The following is a 19,755-nucleotide window of genomic DNA, read 5'->3' as shown; positions in this document are numbered from 1 at the left end:
GAACGCACTATGGAACCATAATGCGCTGAAAGTCCTGGTCAGAGCGCATTATGGTTCCATAGTGCCGGTTGTCAGAGGAGGCCGAGACCCTTCACGGCCTCGCGCTCCTCGACCAGCTCGGCGACCGACGCGTCGATCTTCTCGCGGGAGAAGGCGTCGATCTCCAGGCCCTGGACGATCTCGTACTTCCCGTTCCTCGTGGTGACCGGGAAGGACGAGATGATGCCCTCGGCCACGCCGTACGAGCCGTCCGACGGGATCGCCATGGAGGTCCAGTCGCCCTCGGCGGTGCCGTTCACCCAGGTGTAGACGTGGTCGATCGCGGCCGAGGCGGCGGAGGCGGCCGAGGACGCGCCCCGGGCCTCGATGATCGCGGCGCCACGCTTGGCCACGGTCGGGATGAACTCGTTCTTCAGCCAGGACTCCTCGACCTGCTCGGCGGCGATCTTGCCGCCGACCTCGGCGTGGTAGAGGTCCGGGTACTGGGTGGCCGAGTGGTTGCCCCAGATCGTCATCTTCTTGATCTCGGACACCGGCACGTTCAGCTTCTGCGAGAGCTGCGCGAGGGCGCGGTTGTGGTCCAGGCGGGTCATCGCGGTGAAGCGCTCGGCCGGGACGTCCGGCGCGGCGGACTGCGCGATCAGGGCGTTGGTGTTGGCCGGGTTGCCCACGACCAGCACCTTGATGTCGTCGGCCGCGCCGGCGTTGATCGCCTTGCCCTGCGGGGCGAAGATGCCGCCGTTGGCCTCGAGCAGGTCGCCGCGCTCCATGCCCTTGGTGCGCGGGCGCGCGCCGACGAGCAGGGCGACGTTGGCCCCGTCGAAGGCCTTGGTGGCGTCGTCGAAGATGTCGACGCCGGCCAGCAGCGGGAAGGCGCCGTCGCTCAGCTCCATGGCGGTGCCCTCGGCGGCCTTGACGGCCTGCGGGATCTCCAGCAGGTTCAGCTTGACCGGGGTGTCGGACCCCAGGAGCTGCCCGGAGGCGATCCGGAAGAGCAGCGCGTAACCGATCTGGCCAGCGGCTCCGGTGACAGTGACGGTGACAGGAGTGGACACGCCGTGAGGCTAGCCCTCCCTCCGCGGGGGCGCCGCGACGGGGATCACCCTGGTGGCGGCGGTTCCGGTGTGACGTCCGACCCGTCCGGGCCGACACCCTGCCGGACACCCCGCTGCCGCCGGACCGGACGCCGCGGGATGATCCGGGCGTGACCGCTCCCCTGCCGCTGACCGCCCGGGCGGTCGCCCCCGACCTGGCGCGGGGCGCGATGCTGCTGCTGATCGCGCTGGCCAACGCGCACCTGTTCCTGCTGGACGCACCCGGCGTGCGGGGGTATCCGGACGACCCGGGCCCGGTGGGCGGCGTGCTCACCTTCCTGCAGATGCTGCTGGTCGACGGGCGTGCCTACCCGCTGTTCGCGCTGCTCGTCGGGTACGGGGCGGTCCAGCTGGCCCGCCGGCACGACGAGGCGGCGGCCGTCCGGCTGCTGCGCCGGCGGGGCGCGTGGATGGTCGCGGTCGGCGCCGTGCACGGGATCCTGCTGTTCCCCGGCGACATCGTGGGCGCGTACGGGCTGCTGCTGGTCCTGCTGGCCGGGTTCCTGGTCCGCGGCACCGAGGTCACGCTGCGCACGATCGCGGCCGTCGGCGCCGCGGTCACGATCCTGCTCGGCGCCGGCACCGGGCTGCGGACCGGCGCGCTCACCCTGCCGTCGGTCGCCGCGTCCGGCTATGGCACGGCGGTGCGGCTGCACGTCGGCGAGTGGCTCGCCGGCACGGTCTCGTCGGCACTGTTCACCGCCGGGATGCTGGCCGTGGGCGTGCTGGCCGCCCGCCGCGCGCTGCTCGACGAACCGGAGCGGCACCGCCGGCTCCTCGCCCGGGCGGCCGCGGGCGGGCTGGCCGTGGCGGTGGCCGGCGGACTCCCGCTCGCGCTCGCCGCGGCGGGCTGGTGGCGGCCGTCGGCCGGACCGTCGGCCCTGCTCGGCCTGCTGCACTCGGTCGGCGGTCTCGCCGGCGGCATCGGGTACGCCGCCCTGTTCGGCCTGCTCGCCACCCGGCCCGCGGGCCGCCCCGGGCGGGCCCTGGTCGCGACGGGCCGCCGGTCCCTGACCTGCTACCTCGCCCAGTCCGTGGTGTTCTGTGCGCTGCTGCCGGCCTGGGCCCTGGGCCTGGGCGCGCGGATCGGCGTGCCCGGCGCGGCGCTGCTCGCCGTCGCGGCCTGGCTCGCGACGGTGCTGGCCTGCACGCTGCTGGAGCGCGCCGGCGGCCGCGGGCCCGCCGAGGTCCTGCTGCGGCGGCTGACCTACGGCGGCGCGCCCAGGCCTCGGTCCCGGCGCTGATCCCGGCGCTGATCCCGGCGCCGGTCCCGGCGGCCCGTCCTGACCAGGCGGGATAGGCTCGGACCCGTGACGAAGCGGGACAGCAGGGCGACGCAGGCGAGTGAGCCGGCCCCGCCGGCCGAGGTCCCCTACCACCGGGCCCTGTTCGGCGCGTTCGGCTGGGGCGTGATCGCGTTCGCCCTGCAGGTGGTGCTCGGCGAGAACGGCGGGAGCACCGCCCTGCTGATCCAGACCGGCTGGATCCTCATCGCGGTGGTGCTGGCGGCGTGGCCCACCTGGTACGCCGCCCGCCGGCGCGGTTGGCCGGAGCTGTGGAAGCTCTTCCTCCTCGCCACCCCGGCCTTCTGGGTGCTGCGGGCGGTCACCCTGATCCTCGACCGGCTCCTCTTCTCCTGAATCGGTCACGATCGCTCACCGGCGGAATACTTCGCAATCCCGGCTTTCCGGATAGTTTCGGCATCAGGGTCACGATCGCGTTTCGCGTCTCCACCGCCTCACCCGGTCGTGGCTAGGGTGCGTTGCGCATCACGACGCGTGTATCGATGAGCGCCGTCACTGCGGCCGCCTCCGCCCAGCGGACTCGCGTCGCCGCCGCGACGGGCACGGGAGGTTCGACGGATGACGGATTCGGCCACTCGGGAGGGCCCCGCCGGCGCCACGTACCGGGGCGAGGCGCTCGCGATCGAGTTCCGCCACGTCACCAAGCGATACCCGGGACAGGACGCCCCCGCGATCGACGACCTGTCCCTGACCGTGCCGCCCGGCGAGACCTGCTGCCTGGTCGGACCGTCGGGAGGCGGCAAGACCACGGCGATGAAGCTGGTGAACCGGCTCATCGAGCCGACCTCCGGCGACATCCTCATCGGCGGGCACAGCGTCCTGACCTACGACGTGACCACCCTGCGCCGCGACATCGGCTACGTCATCCAGCAGGTCGGGCTGTTCCCGCACATGACGATCGGCGCGAACATCGGCACGATCCCCCGGCTGCTCGGCTGGGACAAGGAGCGCATCGCCGAGCGCACCGGGCGCCTGCTCGATCTGGTCCGCCTCGATCGCAGCTACGCGAAGCGCTACCCCGCTCAGCTCTCGGGCGGCCAACAGCAGCGCATCGGCCTCGCCCGCGCGCTGGCCGCGGACCCCCCGGTGATGTTGATGGACGAGCCCTTCGGCGCCCTCGACCCGATCACCCGCGCGGAGATCCAGGACGAGTTCCTGTCGCTGGAGAACGAGATCCGCAAGACGGTCATCTTCGTGACGCACGACATCGACGAGGCCATCAAGATGGGCGACAAGATCGCCGTGCTGCGGCCCGGCGGGAAGCTCGCCCAGTACGGCAGCGCGGACGAGCTGCTCGGCGACCCGGTCGACGACTTCGTCGCGGACTTCGTGGGTGCCGACCGCGGACTCAAGCGACTCTCCCTGCGCAGTGTCGGTGAGCTCGCCGATCCCGGGCGCGAGGCGCCGCCGGGCGCGCCGTCGGTGGTGGCGGGAACCTCCCTGCGCGTCGGGCTCTCGGTGCTGCTGGCCCAGGGCGCCGAGGTCCTGGGGGTGACGAAGGAGGGCCGGCCCGCCGGCGCCGTCACCCTGGCGGAGATCCGTGAGGCGGCGGGATCGTGAACCTCCCCGCGCAGGGCCCCGTCATCCCGGACTTCGGCAACACCTCCGGGTGCAAGGCCAACGAGACCTTCTGCTGGGACTGGTTCGCCGACCACTGGGACAGGTTCGCGGCCGAGCTGGTGCAGCACGTGTGGGTCAGCGCCATCGCGATCGTGATCGGGCTGGCCATCGCACTGCCGGCAGCGTTGCTGGCCTACCGCCTGCCGCGCTTCGAGACGCCCGCCGTGGTCTTCTCGACGATCCTCTACACGGTCCCGGTGCTCGGGTTCTTCCTGCTGATGATCCCGGTGACCGGCATCGGCCTGCTCACCATCGAGATCGCGCTCGTCGGCTACACGTTGCTGTTGCTGTTCCGGAACACCGTCACGGGCCTGCGCTCGGTACCGCCGGAGGTCCGGGCCGCGGCGCTCGGGATGGGCCTCACGCCGGGGCAGATCCTCGTGCGGATCACCTTCCCGCTGGCCCTGCCGGCGGTGATGGCGGGCCTGCGCGTCGTCACGGTCACCACGATCTCGCTGGCCACGCTCGCGGCGTACATCGCGCCCTACGGGCTGGGCCAGTCGATCCTCTTCTACATCGGGAACACGTTCATCTCCGGACTGATCTCGGCGGGCGTGCTGGCGATCCTGCTCGCCCTCGTGGCCGACGCGCTCATCGTCGGCCTCACGAAGCTCGTCACACCGTGGGCGCGCGCCCGGCGGGGAGGTGCGTAGATGATCGTCGTCGACGCGTGGCGCTTCCTCGCCGACAACCCTGGCCGTGTGCTGGGCGACGTCGCCGGTCAGCTGTTGCTGTCCGTGGTGTCGGTGGCGATCGCGATCGCGATCGCCGTGCCGCTCGGTGCCGCGATCGGCCACACCCGGCGGTTCGCGTTGCTCGCCGTGAACGGGGCCAACGTGCTCCGCGCCCTGCCGACCTTGGCGATCATCGCCATCGGCATCGGCCTCTACGGCGTGGGCTTCGTCAACATCATGGTCGCGCTGGTGATCCTCGCGCTGCCCCTGATCCTCACGAACACCTACGTCGGGGTCGCCGAGGTCGAGCCGGGCACGGTCGAGGCCGCGCGCGGCATGGGCATGACCGGCTGGCAGATCCTCACCCAGGTCGAGCTGCCGCACGCGATCCCGCTGATCATGGCGGGCATCCGGACCGGCACGGTCTTCGTGATCGCGACGGCCTACCTGGCCGGCACCGCGGGCTACCCGCACACGCTCGGCTCGGTCATCACCAACCCGACGCTGCCGGTCTCGCAGCTTCTGGCCTACACGGTGCTGGCGGTCGTGCTCGCCTTCGCGGTCGACGGCCTGCTGCTCATCGTGCAACGCGCCGTCACCCCGGCCGGGATGAAGATCGTCCCCAGTACGGCGGCCTGAGTTCCCACCACAGGAAGGATCCCCATGTCCGAGAGCATCATCGGCCGGCGCGGCAGGGTTGCCGCGCTCGCCGCGGGCGTCGCGGCGCTGGCCCTCGTCGTCGCGGCGTGCGGCGGCGGCAGCAGCTCCTCCGGGTCCTCCGGGTCGGCGGCGCCGAGCGCCGGCGCACAGCCCGCGGGCGCGGACGTCATCACCCCGGTGACGGCCCAGAACGTCAGCTGTCCCTCGGGCACCCCCGGCCAGGGCAAGCCCCCGGTCAAGTTCGGCAGCAAGAACTTCTCCGAGCAGTTCGTCCTCGGCGAGCTCTACACCCAGGCGCTGAAGTCACGGGGCTACGACGTGGCCTACCAGTCGAACATCGGCGGCTCCGAGGTCATCGACCGCGCGTTCCAGGCCGGCCAGATCGACGCCTACGCCGAGTACCTCGGGGAGATCGAGAGCAGCATCGCCGGCAAGCCGGTGGGCGCCACCCCCGAGGACACCTACAACACGGTCAAGGACTTCGAGGCACAGAACCGCCAGGCCACGATCTTCAAGCAGACGCCGTTCGAGGACACCGACGTCATCATCGTGAAGTCGGACTTCGCCAAGCAGAACGGCCTCGTCGCCGTGCCGGACCTCGCCAAGGTGGGCAACGCGGGCGACGGCATCACCCTCGCCGCCCAGCCGCCGTTCGAGACCCGACAGAACGGTCTGGTCGGCATGAAGAACGACTACGGGCTGACCGGCATCAAGTTCACCGGGGTCGACCCCGGCCTCGTCTACCAGGTCCTCGACCAGGGCCAGGCGAACGCGGCCGACGCCTTCTCCACCGACGGCCAGCTGGCCACCGGCAACTACACCGCGCTCGAGGACCCGAAGCACATCTTCGGCTTCCAGTACGTGGCGCCGGTGGTGAAACAGTCCGTGGCCGACGCGCAGGGCCCGGAGTTCGAGCAGACCCTCGACTGCGTGTCGAGCCTGCTCACCACCAAGGTCATGCAGGCCCTCAACCAGGAGGTCCAGATCAACGGCGGCGACCCCGCCGACGTCGCCAAGGCCTTCCTGACCCAGAACAAGGTCACGAGCTGACCGTCGCGGGCGCCCCGGACCGGTCCGGGGCGCCCGTGCCCCGTGGCCCCGTGCCCCGTGACCCTGCCGGGACCGCCTAGTCGCGGCGCCGGGAGCTGATCACGCCGGTGTCGAAACCGGCCAGGTGCAGGCCGCCGGCGAAGCGCGCGTGCTCCACCTTCAGGCACCGGTCCATCACGACCGCCAGGCCCGCGGCCTCGGCCTTCGCCGCCAGGTCCTCGTCCCAGAGGCCGAACTGCAGCCACCAGGTGCGCACGCCCTGCGCGTCCGACCCGAGCGCGAGCACCTCGTCGAGCACGGCGGGCAGGTCCTGCGGGCGACGGAAGGTGTCGACGAGATCGGGCACGCCCGGGCAGTCCGCCAGCGACGGGTACACGGGCCGGCCCAGGACCTCGGTCGCGTTGGGGTTCACGAACCACACCTCGTAGTCCGTGCTCGACAGCAGGTAGGTCGCCACGAAGTTCGACGCCCGCGCGGGATTGGGCGAGGCGCCCACCATCGCGACCGTGCGGGTGTCGCGCAGGATCCGCTGCCGCTCCAGCGCCGACGGGTTCTGCCAGCTCATGCGCTCTCCTTCGCGGCCTCGGCCAGTGCCTGGTCGAGGTCCCAGATGATGTCGTCGACGTCCTCGAGCCCCACGCTGATCCGGATGAGGTCCTCGGGCACCCCGGCCGCCGCGAGCTGCTCGGCGGTGAGCTGCTGGTGGGTGGTGGAGCCCGGATGCAGGACGAGGGTGCGGGCGTCGCCGATGTTGGCCAGGTGGCTGCACAGCCGCACGGACTCGATGAACCGTGCCCCCGCCGCCCGGCCGCCCTTCACGCCGAAGCTGAACACCGCGCCCGGTCCCTCCGGGAGGTACCGGCGCGCCCGCTCGTGGTGCGGGTGGTCGGGCAGGCCCGCGTACCGCACGTACTCCACGCGGGGATCGGCGTGCAGCCACTCCGCGACCCGCCGGGCGTTGGCGACGTGCGCCTGCATCCGGAACGGCAGCGTCTCCACGCCCTGGAGCAGCAGGAACGCCGAGTGCGGGGCCAGGGTCGGCCCGACGTCGCGCAGCTGCTCGGCGCGCAGCTTGGTGAGGAAGCCGAGCTCCTGGAAGTTGCCCCACCAGGTGAGCCCGCCGTAGCTGGGCACGGGCTCGGTCATCGACGGGAACCGGCCGTTGCCCCAGTCGAACCGCCCGGACTCGACGACGATGCCGCCGAGCGTGGTGCCGTGCCCGCCGAGGAACTTGGTCGCGGAGTGGATCACGACGTCGGCGCCGTGCTCGATCGGCCGGCACAGGTACGGCGTGGCCACGGTGGCGTCGACGATCAGCGGCACGCCGGCCGCGTGCGCGACGTCGGCCAGCCCGGCCAGGTCCGCCACCTCGCCGCCGGGGTTGGAGACGACCTCGGTGAACAGGAACTTCGTCTTCTCGGTGATCGCCGCGGCGTAGTCGGCCGGGTCGCCGCCGGGGACGAAGGTCGTGTCGACGCCGAAGCGGCGCAGCGTGACGTCGAGCTGGGTGATCGTGCCGCCGTACAGGCCCGACGCGGCCACCGCGTGGTCGCCGGCGCCGGCCAGGCAGGCGAAGGTGAGGAACTCGGCGGCCTGGCCGCTGGCGGTGGCCACCGCGCCGATGCCGCCGTCGAGGCTGGCGAGCCGCTCCTCCAGCACCGCGACCGTCGGGTTGCCGATGCGGCTGTAGATCAGGCCGTACTTCTGCAGCGCGAACAGGCTCGCCGCGTCCTGGGTGTCCTCGAAGACGAAGCTCGTCGACTGGTAGATCGGGACCGCCCGCGCGCCCACCGCCGAGTCCGGCACCGCCCCGGCGTGCACGGCCCGGGTGTTGAAGCCCCAGGCGCGGTCCCGGCGCTCCCTGCCGTCCCCGCTCTCGTCGCTCATGCGCCCCATCCTGCCTCGCCGGATCGGCGGCCGTCGCCACCGGTCGCCCGGGAACGCGGTCGGTCAGCGGCGCGGGAGGCGGACCAGACCCTCCTGCATGGTGCTGGCGACCAGCAGGCCGTCACGGGTGAAGAAGCGGCCCTGCGCCAGCCCGCGCCCGCCCGACGCCGCGGGGCTCCAGCACTCGTAGAGCAGCCACTCGTCGGCGCGGAACGCCTGGTGGAACCACATGGCGTGGTCGAGGCTCGCCATCTGCACGGCGGTGCTGCTGAGATCGTGGCGCCCCACCACCGAGCCGAGCAGGGTGAGGTCGGAGATGTAGGTGAGCAGGCAGACGTGCCGCAGCGGGTCGTCGGGCAGCCGCCCGTCGGCCTTCATCCAGGCCCGCAGCGGCTCGTCGGTCGCGACCCGGTCCTCGGTCCACACCGGCTCGTCGACGAAGCGGATGTCCAGCGAGCGGGGCACCCGCTCGATCCAGGCGGCCCCTGCCCCGGACACCACCCGGTCGCCGATGCTGGGCAGGTCCTCGGGCGCCGGCACCCCGGTGCCCATCGGCACGGAGTGCTCGAGCCCCTCCTGCGCGAGCTGGAAGGAGGCCGAGAGCGCGAAGATCGCCTCACCACCCTGGATCGCGAGCACCCGGCGGGTGCTGAAGGAGCGGCCGTCGCGGATCCGCTCGGTGCGGAACACGATCGGCCGGCTCGGGTCGCCGCCCCGGATGAAGTAGGCGTGCAACGAGTGCACGCCCCGGTCCGCCTCGACGGTGCGGCCCGCCGCGACCAGCGCCTGCGCCGCGACCTGGCCGCCGAACACGCGCACGGGCGAGGTCGCCGGGCTGGTGCCGCGGAACAGGTCCACCTCGAGCTGCTCGAGCTCGAGCAGGTGCATCAGCCCGTCGAGCACACCCTGCCCGCGCGGGACGCCGTCGACGTCGAGCAGGATCCCGGGATCGGGCCGTTCGGTCACGCCCGGATCCTTCCAGACCCCGGACTCAGGCGTGGTCCTCCTCGCCCAGCCGGTGGACCCGGATGAGGTTGGTGGAGCCGACGGTCGAGGGCGGGGAACCCGCCACGATCACCACGAGGTCGCCCGGCTGGAACCGGCCGATCGAGAGCATCGCGTGGTCGACCTGGCGGACCATGGCGTCCGTCGAGTCGACGGCCTCGACCAGGAAGGTCTCGACGCCCCAGGTCATCGCCAGCTGGCTGCGCACCTCGGGGGCCGGGGTGAAGGCCAGCAGCGGCAGCCGGGTGTGCAGCCGGGCGAGGCGCCGGACCGTGTCGCCGGACTGCGAGAAGGCGACCAGCGCGCGGGCCGAGAGGCGCTCGCCGATGTCGCGCGCGGCGTAGGAGAGCACGCCGCGCTTGGTGCGCGGCACGTGGTTCAGCGGCGGCACGTTGGCCGGCCCCGCCTCGACGGCCTCGATGATCGTGCTCATCGTGCGGACCGTCTTGATCGGGTAGCGGCCGACGCCGGTCTCGCCGGAGAGCATCAGCGCGTCCGCGCCGTCGAGCACCGCGTTGGCCACGTCGGAGGCCTCCGCGCGGGTCGGCCGCGAGTTCGTGATCATCGAGTCCAGCATCTGGGTGGCCACGATGACCGGCTTGGCGTTCTCCCGCGCGATCTGGATCGCGCGCTTCTGCACCAGCGGCACGTTCTCCAGCGGCAGCTCCACGCCCAGGTCGCCGCGGGCGACCATCACGCCGTCGAACGCCAGCACGATGGCCTCGAGGTTGTCGACCGCCTCGGGCTTCTCCAGCTTGGCGACGACCGGCAGCTTGACGCCGACCTTCTCCATCACCCGGTGCACGCCGTCGATGTCCGCGGGGCTGCGCACGAAGCTCAGCGCGATCACGTCGACGGACAGCTTGAGCGCGAACTCCAGGTCCGCGAGGTCCTTCTCGCTCAGTGCCGGCACCGAGACGTTCATGCCCGGCAGCGAGATGCCCTTGTTGTTGGACACGGGGCCGCCCTCGGTGACCCGGCACACCACGTCGTCGCCCTCGACCTCGACCACGCGCAGGCCGACCTTGCCGTCGTCGACCAGCAGCCGGTCCCCGGCACGGGCGTCCCGGGCCAGGCCCTTGTAGGTGGTGGAGACCCGGTCGTGGGTGCCGGCACAGTCCTGGACCGTGATCCGCACCTCCTCGCCGGTCTGCCACTCGGTGGGACCGTCGGCGAACGTGCCGAGCCGGATCTTCGGCCCCTGCAGGTCCGCGAGGATGCCGACGGCGCGGCCCTCGGCGTCGGCGGCGTCGCGCACCATCTGGTACACGCGCTTGTGGTCGTCACGGGTGCCGTGGCTGAAGTTGAGCCGCGCGACGTCCATGCCGGCCGCGACCAGCTCACGGATACGGTCGGGCGTGGCGGTGGCCGGCCCGATGGTGCAGACGATCTTGGTGCGACGGGTCACGATGTCAAGCCTAGCGCGCTCTCTGTAACGATCAGGTAGGAGGAAGTCGAACAGTGCGACGGCTGAGTTTCGGCCTCGCGGCGCTGGTCAGCCTGGTGGTGCTGTTCATGCCGGCGTCCGGTGTCCCGAGTGCCCCGCCGGGGGTGGACAAACTCGTCCATCTGGGTGTGTTCGCCCTGCTGGGCCTCACCGGGCGGTGGGCGGGCGTCCCGCCGCTGCCGCTGGTCCTGGGGCTCGCGGGGTACGCCGGGCTGTCGGAGGTCCTGCAGGGCGTCCTGCCGATCGGGCGGGACGCCGAGCTGCTCGACGCGGTGGTGGACTGCGTGGGCGTGTCGCTCGGCGTCGCCCTGCACGCGGTGCTGGCGCGCCGGGGGAAGCGCTAGCGCGGCGCAACCGCGTCATGGAGCCACAACGCGATCCTGACGCCACCCGAAGCGCGGTGTGGAACCATGACGCGGTTTCTCAGGCCGCTCACCAGCGTCATGGATCCACAACGCGGCGCTGGAGCCGCCCCGAGCGCGTCGGGGAGCCCCTTCGCTAGCGGCGGGGTTGCTCGCTCGGGCCCACGTGGTCGGCCAGCCACTCCGCGAGCGGCCGCCCGGCCCGCCACGTGCGGCGGACGCGGTCGAGGCAGGTCCGCTCGTGCAGGGCGTCGTCCGGCGACCACCGGCGGGCGACCATCAGGCCCTTGTGCCGCAGCAGGTCCAGCCGCGGGTGGTCCGGGTCGGTGCCCTTCGGCCGCGTGCGCAGCTGCTCCCCGCCCACCGTCAGCCCGGCCTTCTCCGCGGCCGCCAGGATGCGGCGCAGCTCCTCGCCGCGACGCTCGTCGTCGACCGCGGTGCGGTACCGGGCGACCTGGTCGGGCGCCATGCCGTAGTAGCCCGCGGCCGCGAGCAGCCCGTCCGGCCCGACCTGGACGTAGAAGGGCGGGGCGAACCCGCCGCAGTGGGTCTTGTAGGGCGACTTGTCCTTCGCGAACCGGACGTCGCGGTACGGGCGGAAGATCTTGCCCGGCCCGAACTCCCCCTCCAGCTCGCCGAGCAGGGCCGTCATCGGCGCGCGGACGTGCGTCTCGTACACCTCGCGCTGGTCGGTCCAGTACGCCTTGCTGTTGTCGGCCAGCAGGCCGTCGTAGAACTCGACGGCGCCGTCGCCGAACCCCTCGAACCGCGTCACCGACGTGGTCATGGCGTGCGGTCGCCCGCCCGGCCGGAACCCACCTCCGGGTCGCGCGCACCGTCTCGGTCCCCGGCAGGGTCCTCCGGCACGCCGTCGGGGTGCACGACCTCGGGGGGCAGCACCTCGCGCGGCTTGCGGACCAGCGCGACGTAGAGCACCGCGAGCACGAACACCAGGGCGGAGACGACGACGTTGATCCGGATGTCGCCGAAGACGCGGGTGGCCGGGTCCGTGCGCATGAGCTCGATGAAGAACCGGCCGAGCGTGTAGCCGGCGACGTAGAGCGCGAAGACGCGGCCGTGGCCGAGCCGGAAGCGCCGGTCCGCCCCGACGATCACCGCCGCGACGACCAGGTTCCAGATCAGCTCGTAGAGGAACGTGGGCTGGACGATCGCGATCGGGTTCGCGGTGTCGACGGCCACGCCGCCCAGCGGGTCCGACGCGCCGGTGGCCGGGTCGACGCGCTCGTAGATCTCCAGGCCCCAGGGCAGCGTCGTCGGAGCGCCGTAGAGCTCCTGGTTGAAGTAGTTGCCGAGCCGGCCGATCGCCTGCGCGACGACGATGCCCGGCGCCACGGCGTCGGCGAAGAAGGGCAGCGGGATGCCGCGCCGCCGGCAGCCGATCCACGCGCCGACCGCGCCGAGCGCGATCGCGCCCCAGATGCCGAGGCCGCCCTCCCAGATCTTGAGCGCGTTGAGCGGCACGCCACCGGGGCCGAAGTAGGTCCGCCAGTCGGTCGCGACGTGGTAGAGCCGGCCCCCGACCAGCCCGAACGGCACCGCCCACACGGCGACGTCGACGACCGTGCCGGCCGGGCCGCCGCGGGCGACGAACCGCTTCTCGCCCCACCAGATCGCGACGACGATCCCGGCGATGATGCAGAGCGCGTACGCCCGGATGGGGATCGGCCCGAGATGCCAGACGCCGCGGTCCGGGCTGGGGAGGTAGGCCAGCACGGTGCTGCTCGCGAAGGCGCTCACGCCGCCACCGTAGCGCGGGCGGGCTCGGCCCCGGCCGCCCCACCTCCCCGGTCGTGACCCGTCCGGGTCAGGCCGGCTGCGGCAGGCCCGCCCGGGCCACCCCGGCGGCGAGCTCCCTGGCCAGGGCGCGGACCGCGTCGGGCCCGCCCTGCTCCGCGGCGCTCACGAACGCCGAACCGACGATGACCCCGTCGGCGAACCCGGCGATCTCCGCGGCCTGGTCGCCGCTGCGCACCCCGAGCCCGACGCCGATCGGCAGCGAGGTGTGCGGCCGGGTCCGGCCGACGATCTCGCCGGCGGCGGCGTTCACCGAGTCCCGCGCACCCGTCACGCCCATGATCGAGGTGGCGTACACGAAGCCGCTGGAGGCGGCGGTCGTCGAGGCGATCCGTTCGTCCGTGGACGAGGGCGACACCAGGAAGGTCCGCGACAGCCCGTACTTGTCCGAGGCGGCGAACCAGTCGTCGGCCTCGTCCGGGATCAGGTCCGGCGTGATCAGCCCGAGGCCGCCCGCGGCCGCGAGGTCCGCGGCGAAGCGGTCCACCCCGTAGCGCAGCACCGGGTTGAAGTAGGTCATCACCAAGCAGTTGCCGCCCGCGGCGGAGACGCGCTCGATCGTGCCGAACACGTCCCGCAGCCGGAACCCGTTGCGCAGCGCCGTGTCCGCGGCGGCCTGGATGGTGGGCCCGTCCATGACCGGGTCCGAGTACGGCACGCCGACTTCGAGCAGGTCGCACCCGCCCTCGCTCATCGCGGTCAGCAGCTCGACGGCCCCGTCGACGGTCGGGTAGCCGGCGGGCAGGTAGCCGACCAGGGCGCCGCGGCCCTCGGCCCGGCACCGTGCGAACACGTCCGCGACGCTCCGCGTGGACGGTCCGCTCGCACGCTCGCTCACGCCTGGATCCCCTCGGTCTCGCTGCCCGGGTCGGCGAACGACCCCGACCGCTGCTGCGTGGCGCCCTCGGCGATGGCCGTGCCGTCGGCCGCCTCGGCGCTCTCGTCCTGCCCGATCATCCCGAACCACTTGGCGGCGGTGTCGACGTCCTTGTCGCCCCGGCCCGAGAGGTTCACCAGGATCACCGCGTCGGGTCCCAGCTCCTTGCCCAGCCGCAGCGCACCCGCCACGGCGTGCGCCGACTCGATGGCCGGGATGATCCCCTCGGTGCGACAGAGCAGCGCGAACGCGTCCATGGCCTCGGCGTCGGTGACCGGCTGGTACTCGGCGCGGCCGAGGTCCTTGAGCAGCGCGTGCTCCGGCCCGACGCCCGGGTAGTCCAGCCCCGCGGAGATCGAGTACGACTCGGCGGTCTGCCCGTCCTCGTCCTGCAGCAGGTACGAGAAGGCGCCGTGCAGCGCGCCCGGCGAGCCCTCGGACAGGGTGGCCCCGTGCCGGCCGGTCTCGACGCCGTCGCCACCGGGTTCGAACCCGACGAGCCGGACGCCCGGGTCGTCGAGGAAGGCGTGGAAGATGCCGATCGCGTTCGACCCGCCGCCGACGCAGGCGGCGATCGCCGTGGGCAGCCGGCCGGTGCGCTCGAGCACCTGGGCCCGCGCCTCGAGCCCGATCACCCGGTGGAAGTCCCGCACCATCTGCGGGAACGGGTGCGGGCCGGCGACCGTGCCGAGCAGGTAGTGGGTGCTGTCGACGTTGGTGACCCAGTCCCGCAGCGCCTCGTTGATCGCGTCCTTCAGGGTGCGCGAGCCGGTCTTCACCGGGATCACGGTGGCGCCGAGCAACCGCATCCGGGCGACGTTGAGCGCCTGCCGCCGGGTGTCGACCTCGCCCATGTAGACGACGCACTCGAGGTCGAGCAGGGCGCACGCGGTGGCCGTGGCGACGCCGTGCTGGCCCGCCCCGGTCTCCGCGATGACCCGCTTCTTGCCCATCCGCTTGGTGAGCAGCGCCTGACCCAGCACGTTGTTGATCTTGTGGGACCCGGTGTGGTTCAGGTCCTCGCGCTTGAGCAGGATCCGGGCGCCGCCGGCGTGCTGCGACAGCTTCGGCACGTCCGTCAGCGGGGACGGCCGCCCGGTGTAGTCACGGTGCAGCCGGTCCAGCTCGGCGAGGAACTCCGGGTCGTGCCGGGCCTTCTCGTAGGCCGTCTCCAGCTCGTCGAGCGCGGCGACCAGCGCCTCCGGCACCCATCGGCCGCCGAAGCGGCCGAAGTGGCCGCGCTCGTCGGGCTCGTGGCCCGACGGGGTCTCGATGCCCTGACTGGCCGTGACCTGGCTGCTCGCCCGGACGCTGGTGGAGGAACTCACCGCACCATTCTGCTGCACGACGGGTGGAAGCCCGCAGCCACCAGGGCCCGCACGGCCGCGCCCGGATCCCCGCTGGTCACGAGGCCCTCGCCGACGAGCACGGCGTCGGCGCCCCAGCCCGCGTAGGTGAGCAGGTCCCCGGGGCCGCGCACGCCGGACTCGGCCACGCGCAGCACGTCGTTGGGCAGCCCGGGAGCCAGCCGCCCGAAGATGCTCAGGTCGACCTCGAGGGTCTTGAGGTCCCGCGCGTTGACACCGATGACCTTCGCGCCGGCCTCGAGCGCGCGGTCGGCCTCCTCCTCGGTGTGCACCTCGACCAGCGCGGTCATCCCGAGGGACTCCACCCGGTCGAGCAGCGACTCCAGGACCGGCTGCTCCAGCGCCGCCACGATCAGCAGCACCAGGTCCGCGCCGTAGGCCCGCGCCTCGTGCACCTGGTACGGGGTGACGACGAAGTCCTTGCGCAGCACGCACACGTCGACGGCGGCACGCACGGCGGCCAGGTCGTCGAGGCTGCCACCGAACCGGCGCTGCTCGGTGAGCACGCTGATCACCCGCGCGCCGTTCTCGGCGTAGGACTCGGCCAGGACGGCCGGGTCCGGGATCGTCGCCAGCGCGCCCTTCGACGGGCTGCGCCGCTTCACCTCGGCGATGACGCCGACACCGGGCTCGTTCAGCGCGGCCATGACGTCCTTCGGCGGCGCCGCCGCGGCGGCCCGCCGTTTGATCTCCGCGAAGTCCACCGCGGCCTCCCGGGCCGCGAGGTCCTCCCGGACACCCTCCACGATGGAGTCCAGGACGCTGGGCCGGACTCCGGCACTCACCTCACCGTGCTCGCCCACGGGGCGCACTCCCCTTCCGGGTTCGGGCCTACCAGGCGTTCCGACCATGCTATTCCGTACCGTCCGGACGACCGGGGCGGGGGCCGCCGTCCGGCCCACGCTCCCGCGCGAACGCCCCCTCGGTGGTCGGGTCGACACCCGAGTCGAGCTCGTCCCAGGCCGCCCGCTCGGGGTCGGCCGGGCGGCGCGGCGCACCCGGGGCGTCGTACCGCGCCCCCATGCGCGGGAGCCGCCGGTCGGCCGCCACCAGCACCACTCCCCCGGCGACGACCAGCAGCCCACCGAGCACCCCGAGCACCGGCGCGGCCGTGGTCGCCACGGCGGCGCCGGGTGCCGTCGTGGTCCCCGCCGCCGCGCTGCCCACCAGTGCGGGCAGCTCCGCCGCGGTCGGCGGGCGCAGCCAGCCGGACGCGGCCGCAGCGGCGCCGTACCCGCCGGCCAGCACCACGATGCCCCCCAGGATCCGCCGCACGACGCCCGACACCGCGATCGCCGCGGCCACCGCCGCGACCGCGAGGGCGGCCAGCCCGATCAGCGCCGGCGCGATCTGCGCACCGGTCGCGGCGATCGGAACGGCCCCCGTCGCGCCGTGCCCGGCCACCTCGACCTGCGTGGACGCCCAGGCGAGCCGGGTGGTCCCCCACAGGCCGAGCGCGCCGAGCAGCAGCAGCGTGGCCGTCAGGAGGAACAGCCGGGCGCTACGGGCGGGCGGGGCCGGGTCAGGCATGCCCTGCCGGACGGCCGAGGGTCGCCGCGGTCGCGACCGCGGAGAGCACCGCCCGGGCCTTGTTGAGGCTCTCGGTGTCCTCGGCCTGCGGGTCCGAGTCGGCGACGATCCCGCCGCCCGCCTGCACGTACGCCCGGCCGTCGCGGATCAGCGCGGTCCGGATCGCGATCGCGGTGTCGGCGTTGCCGGCGAAGTCGAGGTAGCCGACGATCCCGCCGTACAGCCCGCGGCGGGTGGGCTCCAGCTCGTCGATCACCTGCATGGCCCGGACCTTCGGCGCACCGGACAGGGTGCCGGCCGGGAAGCAGGACAGCACCGCGTCGACGGCGTTGCGGTCCTCCCGCAGCGTGCCGGTGACCGTCGAGACCAGGTGCATGACGTGGCTGTAGCGCTCCACGGAGAAGAAGTTGCGCACCTTCACCGTGCCCGGCTCGCAGACCCGACCGAGGTCGTTGCGGCCCAGGTCGACGAGCATGACGTGCTCGGAGCGCTCCTTCTCGTCGTGCCGGAGGTCCTTCTCCAGCAGCTCGTCCTCCTCCTCGGTGGCGCCGCGCCAGCGCGTCCCGGCGATCGGGTGCGTGGTGGCCTGCCGGTCGGCCACCGTGACCAGCGCCTCCGGGCTCGAGCCGACGATCGTGAACGGGCTGCCGCCCGACGCGTCCTCGAGGTTCAGCAGGTACATGTACGGGCTGGGGTTGGTGGTGCGCAGCACCCGGTAGACGTCGAGCGGGTCGGCCGCGCAGTCCATCTCGAAGCGCTGGGAGACCACGATCTGGAAGCACTCCCCCGCGCGGATCTGCTCCTTCGCCACCTCGACGGCGGCGAAGTGCTCGGCCTGGGTGCGCTTGCGCTCGAACTGCGGGGGCACCGCCTCGAACACCGCGACGGTCGACGGTGCGGGCGCCGTGAGCTCGCCGGTCATCCGGTCGAGCCGGGCCACCGCGTCGTCGTAGGCCTCGTCGACGCGCTCGTCCGAGTCGTCCCAGTTGATCGCGTTGGCGATCAGCGTGATGGTGCCCTCGTGGTGGTCCACGGCGGCGAGGTCGGTGGCCAGCAGCAGGACCAGCTCGGGCAGCCGCAGGTCGTCGACCGGCGGGTTCTCCTCGCTGCCGATCCGCTCGATCCGGCGGACGATGTCGTAGCCCATGTACCCGACGAGCCCGCCGGTGAGCGGCGGCATGCCCGGCAGGGGCTCGCTGTGCAGCTCCTCGACGACGCCGCGCACCGCCGCCAGCACGTCGCCCTCGGTCGGCAGGTGGTCGGGGACCTCGCCGGTCCAGCGGATCCGCCCGTCGACCGTGGTCAGCGAGGCGGCGGAGCGGGCGCCGACGAAGGACCAGCGCGACCAGGACCGCCCGTTCTCCGCGGACTCGAAGAGGAAGGTGCCGGGGCGGACCCGGCCCTCCGGCGCGGCGAGCTTGCGGTAGACCCCGACCGGCGACTCGTCGTCGGCCAGCAGCCGGCGGGTCACCGGGATCACCCGGTGGTTCTCGGCCAGCGCGCGGAACTCCTCACGCGTGGGGCTGACCGCTCCCAGCGCGGCGGGAGGTGCGGTGGGGCGCGTGGTGGCTGCGGTCACGGGGCTCATTCTCCCGCGCCGGGTGGGAGGGATGAAGACGGGGCGGGTGAAGATGGGCCCGTGACCACCCGCGAACCGCGCCGCCGCGGCCGCCGCACGTCCGGCGAGGACACCCGCGCCGCCCTGCTGACGGCCGCGCGCGTCGAGTTCGCCGAACGCGGCTACGACGGCGCCACCGTCCGGCGCATCGCGGAACGGGCCGGTGTCGACGCGGCCATGGTCAACCACTGGTTCGGCGGCAAGGCCCAGCTCTTCACGGCGTCGCTCGACGTGCCGGTGGACCCGACCGCGCTCGTCGAGACGGTCGTGCCCGGGGACCCCGAGCGGGTCGGCGAGCGGATCGTCGCGACGTTCCTGCAGGTGTGGGACTCGGCGTCGGGCGGCACGCTGGTGACCCTGGTCCGCAGCGTGGCCGGGCACCCGGCGGCGGCGCGGATGATGCGCGAGTTCATCGTCCGGGTCGTCATCGGACCGCTCGTCGGGCGGGTGGCGCCGGACCGGGTCGAGGAACGGGCGGCGCTGGTCGCCACGCAGATCATCGGGCTCGGGATGATCCGCTACGTCGTGCAGCTCGAGCCGTTGGCCTCGGCCGACCACGCCGCGGTGGTCGCCGCGATCGGGCCGACGGTGCAGCGCTACCTCACCGGACCGCTGCCCGACGGTGCGGGGTGAGCGGGTCGGGGGTGGGCGGCTCGTCGGTCGGGGAGCCGGTGGTGGGCGGCTCGCCGACCCACGAGCGTGAGGCCACGCCGCCGGCAGGCGGAAACGATGATCATCGATCGCGGAGCGGGAAGGTCGATTTCCGGCCGCCGAGAGCCACGGACGGCGATCATGAAGAGCACGGCGGAAGGCCCCGCCCGCATTCGGATCGGCGAGCGGCGCAGCGGTGCGGCTCGGGACGGTGCTCGGGCCCCACGCCGGCGTGACCCGGCGCTCCGGCGTGTCGCTCACGCCGCTCACGCCGCGATCGGGTGGCCGGGTCCGCACCGGGGCCGCATGATGGATCGCGTGGTGGATCTGCAGGTTCCGGGGTTCAGGGACGTGTCCGGCGCCCTCGCGGACCGGGTCGCGGGCCTGCGGGCGCGGCTCGGCGCAGACGTCTTCCAGAAGGTCGCCGGCACCGAAGGGCCCGACCGGCGGGCGCGGATCCACGCCGCGCCGGGCCCCCGCTGGTTCGCGGCCGACCGGCCGATCCGGCGGGTGCACGGCGACGCCTCGATGTTCGTCGGCGGGCTGCGGGCGCTGCTGCTGCAGTCGTTGCACCCCTTGGCGATGGCCGGGGTCGCGGGGCACTCGGGCTACCGCGGCGACCCGTGGGGCCGCCTCGCCCGCACCAGCTACTTCCTCGCCGCCACGACCTTCGGGCCCGACGCCGAGGCCCGCGCCACGATCGAACGGATCAAGGCGGTGCACGCCCGGGTCCGCGGGGTCGCACCCGTCGGCCGGCCCTACTCCGCCGGCGACCCGCACCTGCTGGAGTGGGT

Annotated in this window: 21 protein-coding genes; 9 read left to right on the top strand and 12 right to left on the bottom strand. The window is 73.3% G+C overall.

Annotation, left to right across the window (positions count from 1 at the left end):
• Positions 1-71: 71 nt before the first annotated feature.
• Positions 72-1,055 (bottom strand): malate dehydrogenase, encoded by a 984-nt coding sequence (locus LWC35_RS30630; RefSeq protein ID WP_232873768.1) that lies wholly within the window; start codon positions 1,053-1,055, stop codon positions 72-74.
• 149 nt (positions 1,056-1,204) lie between these two features.
• On the opposite strand from LWC35_RS30630, the gene LWC35_RS40565 reads away from it, so the two are divergent.
• The 6 genes from LWC35_RS40565 to LWC35_RS30600 all read left to right on the top strand — a co-directional run bounded on the left by LWC35_RS40565 (position 1,205) and on the right by LWC35_RS30600 (position 6,402).
• A complete protein-coding gene (locus LWC35_RS40565; RefSeq protein ID WP_232873767.1) occupies positions 1,205-2,338 on the top strand; it encodes a DUF418 domain-containing protein in 1,134 nt (377 codons plus the stop codon).
• 66 nt (positions 2,339-2,404) lie between these two features.
• The gene (locus LWC35_RS30620) at positions 2,405-2,734 is read left to right on the top strand and encodes a hypothetical protein (protein ID WP_232873766.1); all 330 of its coding nucleotides are present in this window, start codon (positions 2,405-2,407) and stop codon (positions 2,732-2,734) included.
• A 222-nt stretch (positions 2,735-2,956) separates the two neighbouring features.
• Positions 2,957-3,958 carry an ABC transporter ATP-binding protein gene (locus LWC35_RS30615; protein WP_232873765.1) on the top strand — a complete coding sequence of 334 codons (1,002 nt, stop codon included), beginning with the start codon at positions 2,957-2,959 and terminating at the stop codon, positions 3,956-3,958.
• On the top strand, positions 3,955-4,671 hold the full coding sequence (locus LWC35_RS30610; protein WP_232873764.1) for an ABC transporter permease: 717 nt from the start codon (positions 3,955-3,957) through the stop codon (positions 4,669-4,671). The genes LWC35_RS30615 and LWC35_RS30610 overlap by 4 nt, the downstream gene beginning before the upstream one ends.
• On the top strand, positions 4,672-5,331 hold the full coding sequence (locus LWC35_RS30605) for an ABC transporter permease (protein WP_232873763.1): 660 nt from the start codon (positions 4,672-4,674) through the stop codon (positions 5,329-5,331).
• A gap of 24 nt (positions 5,332-5,355) precedes the next feature.
• Complete coding sequence (locus LWC35_RS30600; RefSeq protein WP_232873762.1) at positions 5,356-6,402, top strand: ABC transporter substrate-binding protein; 1,047 nt, start codon at positions 5,356-5,358, stop codon at positions 6,400-6,402.
• A gap of 76 nt (positions 6,403-6,478) precedes the next feature.
• Here the strand turns inward: LWC35_RS30600 and LWC35_RS30595 are convergent, their stop codons facing one another.
• The 4 genes from LWC35_RS30595 to pyk are packed head-to-tail and all read right to left on the bottom strand — an operon-like array spanning position 6,479 to position 10,702.
• The gene (locus LWC35_RS30595; protein WP_232873761.1) at positions 6,479-6,967 is read right to left on the bottom strand and encodes a CoA-binding protein; all 489 of its coding nucleotides are present in this window, start codon (positions 6,965-6,967) and stop codon (positions 6,479-6,481) included.
• A complete protein-coding gene (locus tag LWC35_RS30590; protein WP_232873760.1) occupies positions 6,964-8,298 on the bottom strand; it encodes an O-acetylhomoserine aminocarboxypropyltransferase/cysteine synthase family protein in 1,335 nt (444 codons plus the stop codon). Before LWC35_RS30590 ends, LWC35_RS30595 begins: the two co-directional genes overlap by 4 nt.
• A gap of 54 nt (positions 8,299-8,352) precedes the next feature.
• Entirely contained in the window at positions 8,353-9,255 is a 903-nt protein-coding gene (locus LWC35_RS30585; RefSeq protein ID WP_232873759.1) for an acyl-CoA thioesterase, read from the bottom strand.
• Positions 9,256-9,280: 25 nt separating this feature from the next.
• Complete coding sequence (gene pyk / locus LWC35_RS30580) at positions 9,281-10,702, bottom strand: pyruvate kinase (RefSeq protein ID WP_232873758.1); 1,422 nt, start codon at positions 10,700-10,702, stop codon at positions 9,281-9,283.
• Between the two features lie 53 nt (positions 10,703-10,755).
• On the opposite strand from pyk, the gene LWC35_RS30575 reads away from it, so the two are divergent.
• Positions 10,756-11,085, top strand: coding sequence for a VanZ family protein (locus LWC35_RS30575; RefSeq protein WP_232873757.1), 330 nt, complete (start codon positions 10,756-10,758; stop codon positions 11,083-11,085).
• A 154-nt stretch (positions 11,086-11,239) separates the two neighbouring features.
• Here LWC35_RS30575 and LWC35_RS30570 read toward each other — a convergent pair whose 3' ends face one another.
• The 7 genes from LWC35_RS30570 to LWC35_RS30540 all read right to left on the bottom strand — a co-directional run bounded on the left by LWC35_RS30570 (position 11,240) and on the right by LWC35_RS30540 (position 18,271).
• A complete protein-coding gene (locus LWC35_RS30570; RefSeq protein ID WP_232873756.1) occupies positions 11,240-11,890 on the bottom strand; it encodes a DUF2461 domain-containing protein in 651 nt (216 codons plus the stop codon).
• Positions 11,887-12,861, bottom strand: coding sequence for a prolipoprotein diacylglyceryl transferase (gene lgt, locus LWC35_RS30565; protein ID WP_232873755.1), 975 nt, complete (start codon positions 12,859-12,861; stop codon positions 11,887-11,889). Before lgt ends, LWC35_RS30570 begins: the two co-directional genes overlap by 4 nt.
• A gap of 67 nt (positions 12,862-12,928) precedes the next feature.
• Positions 12,929-13,756 carry a tryptophan synthase subunit alpha gene (gene trpA, locus LWC35_RS30560; RefSeq protein ID WP_232873754.1) on the bottom strand — a complete coding sequence of 276 codons (828 nt, stop codon included), beginning with the start codon at positions 13,754-13,756 and terminating at the stop codon, positions 12,929-12,931.
• Entirely contained in the window at positions 13,753-15,069 is a 1,317-nt protein-coding gene (gene trpB / locus LWC35_RS30555; RefSeq protein WP_232873791.1) for a tryptophan synthase subunit beta, read from the bottom strand. The genes trpA and trpB overlap by 4 nt, the downstream gene beginning before the upstream one ends.
• A 50-nt stretch (positions 15,070-15,119) precedes the next feature.
• Complete coding sequence (gene trpC, locus LWC35_RS30550) at positions 15,120-15,947, bottom strand: indole-3-glycerol phosphate synthase TrpC (RefSeq protein ID WP_232873753.1); 828 nt, start codon at positions 15,945-15,947, stop codon at positions 15,120-15,122.
• 67 nt (positions 15,948-16,014) lie between these two features.
• Entirely contained in the window at positions 16,015-16,692 is a 678-nt protein-coding gene (locus LWC35_RS30545) for a Trp biosynthesis-associated membrane protein (RefSeq protein ID WP_232873752.1), read from the bottom strand.
• Positions 16,685-18,271 (bottom strand): anthranilate synthase component I, encoded by a 1,587-nt coding sequence (locus LWC35_RS30540; RefSeq protein ID WP_232873751.1) that lies wholly within the window; start codon positions 18,269-18,271, stop codon positions 16,685-16,687. The genes LWC35_RS30545 and LWC35_RS30540 overlap by 8 nt, the downstream gene beginning before the upstream one ends.
• Positions 18,272-18,331: 60 nt before the next feature.
• Here LWC35_RS30540 and LWC35_RS30535 point away from each other — a divergent pair, with 60 nt between their 5' ends.
• Positions 18,332-18,943 carry a TetR/AcrR family transcriptional regulator gene (locus LWC35_RS30535; RefSeq protein ID WP_232873750.1) on the top strand — a complete coding sequence of 204 codons (612 nt, stop codon included), beginning with the start codon at positions 18,332-18,334 and terminating at the stop codon, positions 18,941-18,943.
• Positions 18,944-19,279: 336 nt separating this feature from the next.
• Positions 19,280-19,755, top strand: a 476-nt coding sequence (locus LWC35_RS30530) for an oxygenase MpaB family protein (RefSeq protein ID WP_232873749.1), incomplete at its 3' end; no start/stop codon positions are given.

Origin of the sequence: Pseudonocardia kujensis, from assembly GCF_021283305.1 — a bacterium.
Lineage (GTDB): Bacteria > Actinomycetota > Actinomycetes > Mycobacteriales > Pseudonocardiaceae > Pseudonocardia > Pseudonocardia kujensis.
This window is presented reverse-complemented; position numbering and strand designations above follow the sequence as displayed.